The 12,056-nt window shown below is 39.1% G+C and carries 12 protein-coding genes; 11 read left to right on the top strand and 1 reads right to left on the bottom strand.

Features of this window, described 5'->3' with window-relative positions; all coding sequences use genetic code 11:
- The 7 genes from B154_RS0126220 to B154_RS0126185 form a co-directional block, all read left to right on the top strand.
- Positions 1 to 390, top strand: a 390-nt coding sequence (locus tag B154_RS0126220) for a sensor histidine kinase (protein ID WP_026260085.1), incomplete at its 5' end; no start/stop codon positions are given.
- 604 nt (positions 391 to 994) lie between these two features.
- The gene (locus tag B154_RS34060; RefSeq protein WP_425423106.1) at positions 995 to 1,153 is read left to right on the top strand and encodes a helix-turn-helix domain-containing protein; all 159 of its coding nucleotides are present in this window, start codon (positions 995 to 997) and stop codon (positions 1,151 to 1,153) included.
- 41 nt (positions 1,154 to 1,194) lie between these two features.
- Positions 1,195 to 2,442, top strand: a complete 1,248-nt coding sequence (locus B154_RS0126210; protein ID WP_018613788.1) for a primase-helicase family protein — start codon at positions 1,195 to 1,197, stop codon at positions 2,440 to 2,442.
- Positions 2,443 to 2,605: 163 nt separating this feature from the next.
- Positions 2,606 to 3,526, top strand: coding sequence for a toprim domain-containing protein (locus tag B154_RS0126205; RefSeq protein WP_018617331.1), 921 nt, complete (start codon positions 2,606 to 2,608; stop codon positions 3,524 to 3,526).
- Between the two features lie 199 nt (positions 3,527 to 3,725).
- A complete protein-coding gene (locus B154_RS29865; RefSeq protein ID WP_425423126.1) occupies positions 3,726 to 4,034 on the top strand; it encodes a plasmid mobilization protein in 309 nt (102 codons plus the stop codon).
- Positions 4,031 to 5,005: a relaxase/mobilization nuclease domain-containing protein gene (locus tag B154_RS29860; RefSeq protein ID WP_018617328.1), complete on the top strand. Its 975-nt coding sequence runs from the start codon at positions 4,031 to 4,033 to the stop codon at positions 5,003 to 5,005. The genes B154_RS29865 and B154_RS29860 overlap by 4 nt, the downstream gene beginning before the upstream one ends.
- Positions 5,006 to 5,051: 46 nt before the next feature.
- Complete coding sequence (locus B154_RS0126185; RefSeq protein WP_018617327.1) at positions 5,052 to 5,441, top strand: hypothetical protein; 390 nt, start codon at positions 5,052 to 5,054, stop codon at positions 5,439 to 5,441.
- A gap of 125 nt (positions 5,442 to 5,566) precedes the next feature.
- Here B154_RS0126185 and B154_RS0126180 read toward each other — a convergent pair whose 3' ends face one another.
- Positions 5,567 to 6,742, bottom strand: a complete 1,176-nt coding sequence (locus B154_RS0126180; RefSeq protein WP_018617326.1) for an AraC family transcriptional regulator — start codon at positions 6,740 to 6,742, stop codon at positions 5,567 to 5,569.
- 499 nt (positions 6,743 to 7,241) lie between these two features.
- Here B154_RS0126180 and B154_RS0126170 point away from each other — a divergent pair, with 499 nt between their 5' ends.
- The 4 genes from B154_RS0126170 to B154_RS0126155 are packed head-to-tail and all read left to right on the top strand — an operon-like array spanning position 7,242 to position 11,979.
- Positions 7,242 to 8,033, top strand: coding sequence for a PIG-L deacetylase family protein (locus tag B154_RS0126170; protein ID WP_018617324.1), 792 nt, complete (start codon positions 7,242 to 7,244; stop codon positions 8,031 to 8,033).
- 22 nt (positions 8,034 to 8,055) lie between these two features.
- On the top strand, positions 8,056 to 8,985 hold the full coding sequence (locus tag B154_RS0126165; protein WP_018617323.1) for a sugar phosphate isomerase family: 930 nt from the start codon (positions 8,056 to 8,058) through the stop codon (positions 8,983 to 8,985).
- A gap of 11 nt (positions 8,986 to 8,996) precedes the next feature.
- On the top strand, positions 8,997 to 10,295 hold the full coding sequence (locus B154_RS0126160; protein WP_018617322.1) for a sugar MFS transporter: 1,299 nt from the start codon (positions 8,997 to 8,999) through the stop codon (positions 10,293 to 10,295).
- 16 nt (positions 10,296 to 10,311) lie between these two features.
- The gene (locus tag B154_RS0126155) at positions 10,312 to 11,979 is read left to right on the top strand and encodes a beta-N-acetylhexosaminidase (protein ID WP_018617321.1); all 1,668 of its coding nucleotides are present in this window, start codon (positions 10,312 to 10,314) and stop codon (positions 11,977 to 11,979) included.
- Positions 11,980 to 12,056: the final 77 nt, after the last annotated feature.

Here is a 12,056-nt window from a genome sequence, read left to right as displayed (position 1 = left end):
GAAACACATTTTGATGAAAGTATAGGAAAGATAGAGGTTGTTCCACAGGATGTTGGAAGAATTTTATTAAACCTATTCAACAATGCTTTTTATGCGGTAAATGAAAAAAAGAAACAGCTAAATGGAACGTTTGAACCGTTAGTTTTAGTTACCACAAAAAGATCAGGTGAAGAAGTACAAATTCGGGTAAGAGACAACGGAACAGGCATTCCGCAAAAAGTAGTTGATAAAATTTTTCAACCCTTTTTTACGACTAAACCAACAGGACAGGGAACAGGATTGGGACTATCATTGAGTTATGATATTATTAAAGCGCTCGGAGGGGAATTGTCAGTTCAAACACAGGAACATGACTTCTCCGCATTTACCGTTTCACTACCCATTAGATAGAATAGGGAAAAATATCGAAAAAGATACAATAAACAAAGCGCTTCTTTTATAAACTAGATCTTCATGACACTTGCATTGAAAACGTTCTTTCATGATTATGAAAAGGCCGAATAAGAATGTCTAATAATAAGTTGAATCATCAGTTGAATTTATGTTCATCTCACACACCCTCACCACTACAAATATTTGAAGAAGCTTGATATAAATTGGTAGGCTAAAAACGAAAAAAGGCAGTAAACACTGAGTTTTACTAGACTTCTACCACAAAATCCTCATCTATGTCGTCGTGATGCCTATAGAGTAAGTCGAGCTTTACAGTTCTTCAACTTAATACTTTGTCCGCTACTTATTTTAGTACAAACATACACGTCTTAGCCAATCTAACCTCTTCTAAATCAATCCTAAAAAATCCCCTACCAATCCATCATTGATTTCTTAAGTTTTCTTAATCAGATTTACGTCCATAAAACAAAAACATATGGACACTTTATTTATCCCAACTGAAAACGACATTAAGAGCTGGATCCGGGAAGCGGTGAACGAAAGTCTCAGCGTATCTGTTGCACAAAATGATAAGTCTGCTAATCTGGCGCAGTAACCACTTATAAGCAGGAAAGATGTAGGCCGGTTCTTAGGCATCTCCATGGTTACTCTTAACGACTGGATGAAGAAAGGTTTGCCTAACCATAAGGTAAACGGTAGAGTTTACTTCCAAAGGTCAGAAGTGCTGGAGTATGTAAAAACAAGCCGACGGAAGTTGTAATACCTACAGAAGACTTTTTTAATTGTAATAAATCAGCAAGTATGAACGGCATTGTAGAGAATGAACAGGAGCAGGAATACTTACGTATAGGTACAACCTATTATAGAAAAATAAGAAAACCACTAGCTTCAGGTGATGTTACAGAGTTGTTGTTGCCATGGTCAGTAGAATGTATTAAGCAGGACTATGGAAAAGCTTTTTTATCTGCTATTCCGCGTTATAAGGGTTTTTGCCTTGTTCCCAATCACTTGGAATACAAAAGGGAAATTGATAACTTTTATAACCAGTACTACCCTTTTCCTCATGAGCCTCGTCCGGGTTACCCCAAACATACCCTTGTTTTTTTAAATCACATCTTTGGCGAACAGCTGGATCTGGGTTTGGATTACTTGAAAGTTTTACTGCTGCATCCTGTACAGATACTTCCTATCCTATGCCTGGTAAGTACAGAGCGAAATACAGGCAAGACAACTTTTTTAAATTTTCTAAAAGCTATCTACGGTTCCAACATGACCATCAATAGCAATGAGGATTTCAGAAGCAACTTCAATGCAGAATGGGCACATAAACTAATAATTGGTGTTGATGAAACTTTCCTTGACCGTAAAGAAGACTCCGAACGTATCAAAAATCTAAGTACTTCCCGTTATTATAAGATAGAAGCCAAGGGCCAGGACAGGCAGGAAATTGAATTTTTCGGCAAGTTCATCCTATGCTCCAACAATGAAGACAACTTTATCATGATTGATGCAAAGGAAATCAGGTATTGGATAAGAAGGCTGTCTACATTGCAAGCACCTAACAATAAACTGTTGGCTGAGCTGGAAGCTGAAATTCCTGTTTTTATTCATTATTTACTTAACCGCCCGTTTACTACAAAATGCGCTACCCGGATGTGGTTCACACCTGAGCAAATCGCTACAAGCGCCTTAAAACGACTAAAGAAGTACAACCGAAACAAACTCGAAGTAGAGATGGCTCAAATCCTGCTAACCATTGTTGACCAGAAGGAATTATGTGAACTATGCTTCTGTTTATCCGATATGCAGGAGTGGTTGCAGAAAAAGGGTTTTAGATGCTATGACAGCAACAGCATCAAAAAAGTACTTCAAGACACCTGGAAACTTGTTCCTTCTGAAAACTCAAATTCCTATACACAATACCGCTTCGGTAGTGACGGAAGTATATACGAATACAACTACAAGGGAAGGTATTATAAGCTGTCACAAAAAGAGGTTATAAACCTTCATTTTTCTGATGATTTTGATGACAGGAGTATAAGTATTTGAAGCTAAATAAGTTATGATCATCAGAAACGTCATCAACATTTCATCAGAAAAAACACTTTGATGAAAGCTCTTATCCTCCTGATGAAAAAAAGATGAAGTGATAAGTAATTAAAAATCAAATAGTAAGAGTGCGTTTCATCAAAATCATCAAAAAATCAAGCATATGGCCACCCATTTTTTTTCCTACGAGGAATTGAGGCAAACAGATATTGTAGAGTACCTGGAGAAATTAGGTTACCAGCCACAAAAAATCACCAACAATGACTACTGGTACTTGTCACCATTAAGAGATGAAAAAGAAGCCTCTTTTAAGGTGAACCGAAAATTAAATGCATGGTTTGATCATGGTTCAGGCAAGGGTGGAAACTTTATAGATTTTGGAGTTTTATACCATAAATGCAGTTTTGAACAACTTATTGAAAAGATAGAAAACTTTTTTTCTTTTCATCCGGGAAACGTACCGGTTCAACCGCCTCTTATCAACACTCAAGAAGCCAAGGAGGCACTTGAACCTAAAATAAAAGTGATAGCCGCAAGACCCCTCACAAATTCTATCCTTTGCCGCTATCTCGATGAAAGAAAAATACCAGTAGAGATTGCACAAAAGCATTGTAAAGAGGTCTACTTCGAATTACATGACAAGAGATATTTTGCCATCGGTTTTGAAAACAAGTCAGGAGGATTTGAGCTTAGAAATTCTCTTTTTAAAGGCAGCAGTTCTCCAAAAGATATCACTCAAATCAATACTGTAGATGCGAAAGAAGTCGCTGTCTTCGAAGGTTTTTTTAGTTTCCTTTCTTACCAAACACTTCATCAAAAGAATGCTTGTCTGACAAATTTTCTTGTACTAAACTCCTTATCTTTTTTTGTGAAGAGCAGGCAATTCATGGAGGAACACGACAAAATTAACCTGTACCTGGACAGGGATGAAGCAGGAATAAAGAACACACAGTCGGCTTTAAAGTGGGATATAAAATACATTGACAAATGTCATTTGTACGAAAATCATAAAGACTTAAATGACTACCTGCTTCATAAAAGTCAGCACTTCAGACAAGGCCAGAAGTTAGGAAGGCATTTTTGAATTATTACGATGCCAGCTATGTTTTGACCGGGTCAAAACTTTTCAGCTCTCATGCTATCGCATTCAGTCAAGGTGAGCTACAAGAAAAACTTCTAAAAATTATATGTATGAAAATCGAGGGAGAGGTATTAAAAACTGATAAAACCAAGGGTCCAGGAAAGGTGGAAGATCGAAAAAACGCGATCATCTTGACCAGAAAATTACTGTCATGTGTAGCCGTATTGATGTAATTACCATCAGGTATTATGCGAAAGAATTAAACCTCAAGGTGTCGGAATATTTACGAGGTCTTGGGTTAAAAAGACAAGTTGACAGGAAGGTTAAGTTTCTTCCGAAAGAGGTTTTGCAACTTATCGGAACCCTTAATCACTTGGCAGCTAAACTAAATCAAATAGCGCATAAAAGAAACCTAGGCGAAGAACTAAACGCTTTTGAGAGAGCTGAGCTGCAGGTACTGGCGGTGCATCTAAGAGAGCTGGCTAAAACCATTGAAGCCGCATTCAAATGATTGGGAAAATCAGCATATCAAGCTCTTTTAGAAGTTGCATTACCTATTGCCTGGAAGACAAAAAGCTGGAAGAAAGCCGGGCAGTAGTTTCTAAAAACAGGGCGGAGCCAATTGCCTATAACCAATGCTTTGAAAAGAAAAATGAACTCATAGAACAGTTTAATAATGTGCGAGCGCTAAATCAGGAAGTACAAAAGCCGGTACTACATATTATGTTGAGTTTTGCACCTGAAGATAAACTAGATAAGGGCAAGCTGACAGAAATGGCGGGTGAATGCGCAAAAGAAATGGGTTTCCAAAATAACCAATATATCGTCATCTCGCACAATGACACCGATCATCCACATATACATATCGTGGCTAACAGGGAGGGCTATGATGGTAAGGTTGTCAGTGATAGCCAAAACTTTAAAAAGATAGCCGGCTACTGTAGGACGATGGAACTAAAGTACGGTTTAAAGCAGGTGCTAAGTCCGAAAAAGTATCTACCCCAGCAGCAAAGAAACCTTCTGAGAATGGACAGTAGGAAAGAAAAATTGAAGGCGGACATCAAAGCATGCCTATCAGCATCTAAAAATTACGATGAGTTTGAACATAAAATAAAACAAAAGGGATATGAAATAATAAAGGGCAGGGGAATATCCTTTACTGATAAACAGGCGGTGAAAACAAAAGGAAGTGAAGTAGGTTTCTCGCTACAAAGAATTGAAAAGATACTGGACCTTCAGCAACAATTAAAACAGGGAAGGGAAGAAAAGACAAAACAGACGCAAAGTCCAAAATTGCTGTTGCGCAGGCATGAGCTATACGACAGGGGCAATTTGATGGCGATGGAAAACTTCCTAACCAAAACAATAAATATACTATTAAGCCCTCCCCCTAATGATGACCAGGTGCCGAAGGAATTATTAGAAGAACACCGACAGGAAGAGAGAAAGAAAAGAAAGCTATATCTATCGCAGCACCGTTAACTTTTTAAATAGATAAAAAAATTGATAACAAATAAAATTAATCGTTATGGACCCACAAGCTGTAGAGCCGATATTAAAAGAAATACTGCAACAACAAGCTGATATTACAGATGCAAGTGAAAAAGAAAGTGAAGCAAGAGAGCAAATGTTTTTAAAATTGGAGACGTTTGATAAGAAACTAGATACAATAAAAGCAAATGCTACTAACGAAACAATAGCTCTAGCCTCATCATTTAAAATATGGAAAGAAGAGGTAAAGGCTGCAATTGAAGCCCAACCCAAAGTAGTAGTACATGAAAAAAGTTTCCAGTTATTTCCTAACCATCCGAAGAATATTATAAAGTCATCTTTAGAGAGGAACTTCAAAAATGGGATACTTGACAAAATATTCAGCAGCCTCAAAGATCGAGCTTTTGCCACTAACAACGGGGGCTGATACTCAGCTACCATTAGAATGAGTTTGACAATTTTTTAGTTGTATGGATAGCTGTTAGGGTTAATTGTGAAGTTTCTTTTTCACAACTCTTTAGTTCGAACTGAATTGGTTTGCCTGGGCACTTCTTAAATGCGGGGAAACCTATTTATAGAATATTTTTTTCGATATTCCATGGGCGTCAAACCCTTAATATGTTTAAACTGACGAGCGACATTTTTGGTGTCATCCAACCCCAATTCCTGCGCAATCTCAATAATGGTCATATCCGTTTCTAGTAACCTTTCAGCAAATTTCTCTATTCGCAGATTATACATGTATTTATAGACAGGATAACCGGTTGTCTGAATGAACCGCTTTTCCAGTGATCTTCTGGATAACGGCACCTCCTTAAGAACTTGATCCACTCTTATATTTTTATCGATATTGGAATGTATATATTTTAAAGCGGTGACTATATGATCGTCATTAGTTGAATAAATATCGGTTGAAGCACGGGTATTGACGTGAGTAGGTTTTATAGTTATATTGTAAGAACTTGTCTTACCATTTAAGATCATTTCCTGCATAAGTCTCGCTGCCTCATAGCCCCCTTTCTCCACGTCTAAACTGATACTTGATAATGGTGGGTCCGACAAAAAGCAAACACTCTCATCATTGTCCACTCCGAGGACCGCCACATCCTCAGGGACTCGAATCCCTGCATGTCTGCTTGCTTCGGTAATGTGTAGTCCCTGGTTATCATCACACGTCATCAATGCGATTGGTTTTGGCAAAGATTTCAACCACCTGCTCAGTGAGGAAGGCTTATAGTACCACAAGTCGGTAGACCGGGACCTTTTATCTTCGAAATAGTGCACAGAAAAACCTGCCTCATTCACCTTTTCTTCGTAGCCCTCCGCCCTCTCACGTGACCATACAATATCTTTAAATCCATAAAAAGCAAAGTTTTTAAATCCCTTTTTCAGGAAATACTCCGCGCCAAGCCTTCCCGTTTCGCGATATGCCCCTGTTATATTGGGTACGTTGTCGAATCGCTCTTCGAAATCCTGGGCTATAACGGAAATTCCGGCATTGGTGAATTTCCATATTTCAGAATTGTTATATAGCTGCCCTATCAACCCTTTGGCTCCCCAATCGTCAGCCCATTTGAGAATTCCGTCAATACCAAGGGTCTCTCTATAATAGATAGGCATGCGAAAAAAGACCCAAGGGCCAAATTCTCTTGAATATCTTATGATTCCCCGCAACAGATTTTTATGATATTCTTCTGTAAAGTCAAGAAGCAAAACAATTTTAATCATTATATGAGTCTAAAACTTTTAAATGACGCCTTGCTGGTTTCAATGTCCTTTTTTATAAAATGCAATAAAAAAACCGCCTCTCCCATAAATGAGCATTTGAATATCTTTAATAAACCAACAAATAAACTTCACTGTTACATCGGTGCAATTTGCAAAGAAAAGATACGCAAATTGAGGATAGAACAACGCATACGGCGTATCTTTTACAGTTCAAAAACTTTTATTTTGGATCGTGATGCTTTCTTGAATAATGGGTTAGCTCAAAGCGCCGTTTTATAAGAATACCGGGTGGTATTGATGAAAGCGGTCAAACGAGTTATATAAGTCCCTTGAGATGGTTCTATCAGAATATATGCGCCAAAGTTCCCGGTTCGCCGGAAAATGGCTCCCTGCTTTATGCAATGTGTATTGTGCTTTTCCTTTGGACAATCGGGTATTGGTTGGATTAAAAGAAAATTTACATCAAAGTATAATGTTCTGTAACAGTTAAAATAAAAGAATGAAAACTGCAATTGCGATAGCTGCTCACCCGGATGATATAGAATTTATGATGGCAGGAACCTTATTGCTGCTTAAAAAACGAGGTTATGAAATTCATTATTTCAATCTTGCTTCTGGCAACGTGGGCACTACTGAACATGACTCTGAAACTATAAAAAAGATGCGCCTGGAAGAAGCAAAAAGAGCAGCAGAAATATTAGGGGCCCATTTTCATCCTCCTTTCTGCAATGACATCGAAATATTTTATGACGAAAAAACACTGAGGCAACTGGCATCAATTATCAGAGAAGTAAAGCCAAAAATAGTTTTGACGCATTCACCCGTTGATTACATGGAAGACCATGTTAACACAAGCCGCGTGGCAGTAACGGCGAGCTTTGCAAGGGGAATGAGAAACTTCCATACTATTCCTGAACAAGTTGCTGATAATTATGATTGCACTCTCTATCATGCTTTGCCACACGGCTTAAGAGATCCATTGCGCAAAACGATAACAGCAGGTGCATTTGTGAATACAACTTCGGTACATCAGCAAAAATTAGAAGCATTAAAAGCTCATCAAAGCCAGCAAAACTGGCTGGATGTAAGCCAAAAGCTAAACTCCTATTTACAAACCATGGAAGACGTTTCTTTAAAAGTAGGACAGATGTCGAAGAAGTTCAAACATGCGGAAGGCTGGCGACGCCACTTACATTATGGCTTCTGCGGCCCGAACGATGATCCGTTAAAGGAACTAGAAAGTGACTATATCATCAATGAAGAATATGAACAAAACCTTGATCAATTTTAAAAACCAACAATTCAATTAAATCATGCCAAGAAAATTAAGTTCAATAGCTCCGGATTGGTGGGACTATACCACACTTGATACAGCAATCATAAAGGAAGTAGCATCATTAACACCTGAAAACTTAGTGCAACTGTCACGACCGGGCTTCAAGGTACTATTGTATGATACCCTTGAAGAGTTTTATCTAGCGGAAGCATTGGAATATATTACAGCATGGAGGCAATCAACACCAGATAACCCTGTTGGTATTTGCGGACCTATTGGTCCTACAGAACAATTGCCGCTTGTAGCGAGAATCATAAATGATCTCGGACTGGCTGTAAAATCCGCCCATTTCTGGGGAATGGATGAATGGCTTATGGATGGTAAAGAAGTTTCACCGGATCATCCTTTATCGTTTGAGAGAGCAGATAGAGAGTTATGTTTTAGCCGGATAAGAAAAGACCTGGTAATGCCCGATGAAAACTTACACTTTCCAAAAGGGGATACAACGACTTACCGAAAGAGTTGGGAAGGCATTCGCTGCGCGGTAATGCAAGGTGGACAGGGAGATATTAAACATTGGGCATTTAATGATCCTCCAAAGCGTGAAGGCAAATTCAAAGATGAACCGCCTTCACCCGAGGAGTACAGAAAGTTAACCACCCGTGTAGTTGACCTGCATCCAATCACGATTGCACAAAATGCAAGAACATCGGGTGGGGGAAATATTACTATGGTTCCCACACAGGCTATAACAGTTGGTCCATCTGAAACCTGGAAGGCGGAAAAGGTTTCTATCTGGCACGCGGGCATGCATGATAATCCATTTGGGCAGCGGCTGACAACTTTTATGATTTCTAAAAATATTGTTGATACTTCCGTGCCGATGTCATTACTGGCTGATCATCCTAATGTTCAATTCAATTTTTACAGACCAGGTTTAGGAACCTGTGAAGTAACCATGCATTAATCTGTTCGCCCATGGAAAACGTAATACTGCAAGAAAGCCCTACCCGTACTGGCAATAAATATGGCCCTATGATTATTATTGGGTCCTTGTTCTTCGTGTTTGGTTTTGTTACCTGGATCAATTCTGTTTTGATCCCTTATTTTAAATTGGTTTGTCAATTATCTGTAAAAGAGGCGATGCTCGTGGCATTCGCTTTTTACATCAGCTATTTCCTAATGGCTTTTCCTTCTTCTTACATTCTTAAAAGAACCGGCTACAAAAACGGAATGATGTTCGGTCTGTTTGTAATGGCTATCGGCGCCTTTATTTTTATTCCTGCAGCTAATACGAGAGCGTATAGTATTTTCTTAATTGGATTGTTTGTAGAAGCAACAGGATTAACACTTCTTCAAACTGCTGCCAATCCTTACGTAACAATTCTTGGACCTATAGAAAGCGCAGCGTCGCGTATAAGCATTATGGGTGTTTGCAATAAAGTGGCTGGCGCAATAGCTCCGCTACTTTTAGTAGGAGCTGTGGTAAAAAGCCCAAATGAAATAGATGAAGTACAAAAAAGTTTAACCAAAGTTTCTGCAGAGCATCAGGCTATTATATTGAATGAACTCTCTACCCGTCTTGTTATCCCCTATGTAGTTATAGGCCTGGTATTGATTGCGATGGGGTTGGTCATTAAGCTGACAAGTTTGCCCGATATTGATGATAGAGGTGTAAACAAAAGTGAACAGAGGGAAAAGGAAAATTTATGGAAGCATACTCATCTCATTTTGGGTGCTATTGCTCTTTTCTGTGGTGTCGCAGTAGAAGTATTAGCTATTGATACAATCATCAATTATGCACAATTTACCGGCTTGCCATTCAGAGGGGCAAAATATTTTGCGACATTTACATTGTTGCTTATGATAATAAGTTATGTCATTGGCATATTTACAATTCCCAGATTAATTTCACAACGAAAAGCGCTGCTTTCTTCTGCGGTATTAGGTATTGCGTTAACCATTTTGGCTATACTGGTTAAAGGGCCGGTTTCTGTATGGTTTATTGCATTGCTTGGATTAGGCAATGCGTTGTTATGGCCTTCCATTTGGCCGCTTTCCCTTCAAGGATTGGGCAAAGCTACCAGTAAAGGATCGGCATTACTTGTTATGGGCACCGTCGGTGGGGCGGCAGGTCCATTGTTATATGGCCTTTTGAGCGATGCCAGCAATCCCCACGTTGCTTACTCAATATTGCTTCCTTTTTATTTATTCATTCTGTATTTTGCCGTAGCAGGATATAAAGCAGGAACAGGAAAGAACGCATTTAAAAATTAATAACGACGATTGGTTTATGAAAAAAATATTTTTACACACGATACTTTTTGCAACCATTTCTATTTTGTTGGTCTGCAACGATACTAATAGTTGTGCTGCCCAAGACATAAGTATCATTCCTTTACCCGCACAAATGCAAAAAAAGAGCGGCAGTTTTGCTATCAATAAACAGACAAAGATCGAGGTACAGCAAGGCAATCCAGAAGCACTGCGTATTGCTAAAATGCTGGCCCAAAAACTTCAAAAAGCTGCGGGATTAGAAATTGCTGTAATTGCTGGGAACGACAATAACGCCAATAACACTATCTTTTTTACAACAGTCTCGACTAATGATTCATTAGGGAACGAAGGCTACCAATTATCGGTAACTAATCAATCGGTAATAGTAAAAGCTGCCCAACCAGCGGGTTTATTTTATGGAATGCAGACTATTGCTCAACTGCTTCCCGCTGAAATAGAGAGCACAACCAAAGTAAATAACATTTACTGGATAATACCAGCCGTAGAAATTACTGATGTTCCAAGGTTTACATGGAGAGGTCAGCACTTAGATGTATGCCGTCATTTTGTGTCTGTAGATTTTATTAAAAAGTATATTGACAATATGGCTATGCATAAGTTGAATACTTTTCACTGGCACCTTACGGAAGACCAGGGCTGGCGTCTGGAAATAAAAAAGTATCCAAAGCTCACAGAAGTGGGTGCATGGAGAAAAGAAACATTAGTGGGACACATTGATGAAAAGCCGAAAAAATTTGATGGGAAACGTTACGGAGGCTTTTACACGCAGGAACAGGCAAGGGAGGTAGTACAATATGCAAAGGACAGATTTATAACCGTTGTGCCTGAAATAGAAATGCCTGGGCATGCTACTGCAGCTATTGCAGCCTATCCTGAGTTAGGTGTTACAGGTAAGAAAATAGAAGTAGCTACTTACTGGGGCGTTCTTCCTGATATATTTAATGTAGACGAATCAACTTTTACTTTCCTGGAAAACGTGCTTTCGGAAGTTATGGAGATTTTTCCGGGTCAATATATACACATTGGAGGCGACGAAGCAATAAAGGACCAATGGAAAGCTTCTCCAAAAATCCAACAAAAAATAAAAGAGCTTGGCTTAAAGAACGAAGAGGAATTACAGAGCTATTTTATGAAACGGATAGAAAAATTTGTAAACTCTAAAGGGCGAAAGGTTATTGGGTGGGACGAAATAATTGAAGGTGGCCTTTCTCCGAATGTAACAGTGATGTCGTGGCGGGGAATGGAAGGTGGCGTTACTGCTGCCAAGAGCGGGCATGATGTGATTATGGCACCGGTACAATACACTTATTTCTGGTTCAACCAGGGCGACCCCAAAAAAGAACCACTTTCAGCCGGAGGTTATTTGCCTTTGGAAAAAGTGTATTCCTTCGAACCTGTTGATCCGTCGCTGACACCGGAAGAAGCAAAACATGTTCTCGGAGCACACGGAAGCGCCTGGGCAGAATACATGGAAAGTGAAGCCAAAGTGGAATACATGGTTTTCCCAAGAATAAGCGCGCTGGCAGAAGTAGTATGGACACCAGGAGAAAAAAAGGACTGGAAAGACTTTGCCCGAAGAATGCGAAAGCAATTTAAACGATATGATTATCGAAAAATCAATTATGCAAAGACACCGCTCGATATAGGATTAGAGAAAAAATAGCCCAACGTAGAAAATGCAAACTTTTATAGGACCATCAAGCGAAATTGAAATACTTATACAATGAGCCAACTCAGATT

The sequence above is a fragment of the Segetibacter koreensis DSM 18137 genome (genome assembly GCF_000374045.1).
GTDB lineage: Bacteria > Bacteroidota > Bacteroidia > Chitinophagales > Chitinophagaceae > Segetibacter > Segetibacter koreensis.
This window is presented reverse-complemented; position numbering and strand designations above follow the sequence as displayed.

Bases quoted from the DNA above. Each gene is read 5' to 3' on its own strand.
- B154_RS0126160 (WP_018617322.1), top strand. From the start codon at position 8,997: ATGGAAAACGTAATACTGCAAGAAAGCCCTACCCGTACTGGCAATAAA.
- B154_RS0126170 (WP_018617324.1), top strand. From the start codon at position 7,242: ATGAAAACTGCAATTGCGATAGCTGCTCACCCGGATGATATAGAATTT.
- B154_RS0126185 (WP_018617327.1), top strand. From the start codon at position 5,052: ATGGACCCACAAGCTGTAGAGCCGATATTAAAAGAAATACTGCAACAA.
- B154_RS0126205 (WP_018617331.1), top strand. From the start codon at position 2,606: ATGGCCACCCATTTTTTTTCCTACGAGGAATTGAGGCAAACAGATATT.
- B154_RS0126155 (WP_018617321.1), top strand. From the start codon at position 10,312: ATGAAAAAAATATTTTTACACACGATACTTTTTGCAACCATTTCTATT.
- B154_RS0126210 (WP_018613788.1), top strand. From the start codon at position 1,195: ATGAACGGCATTGTAGAGAATGAACAGGAGCAGGAATACTTACGTATA.
- B154_RS0126180 (WP_018617326.1), bottom strand. From the start codon at position 6,742: ATGATTAAAATTGTTTTGCTTCTTGACTTTACAGAAGAATATCATAAA.
- B154_RS29860 (WP_018617328.1), top strand. From the start codon at position 4,031: ATGATTGGGAAAATCAGCATATCAAGCTCTTTTAGAAGTTGCATTACC.
- B154_RS0126165 (WP_018617323.1), top strand. From the start codon at position 8,056: ATGCCAAGAAAATTAAGTTCAATAGCTCCGGATTGGTGGGACTATACC.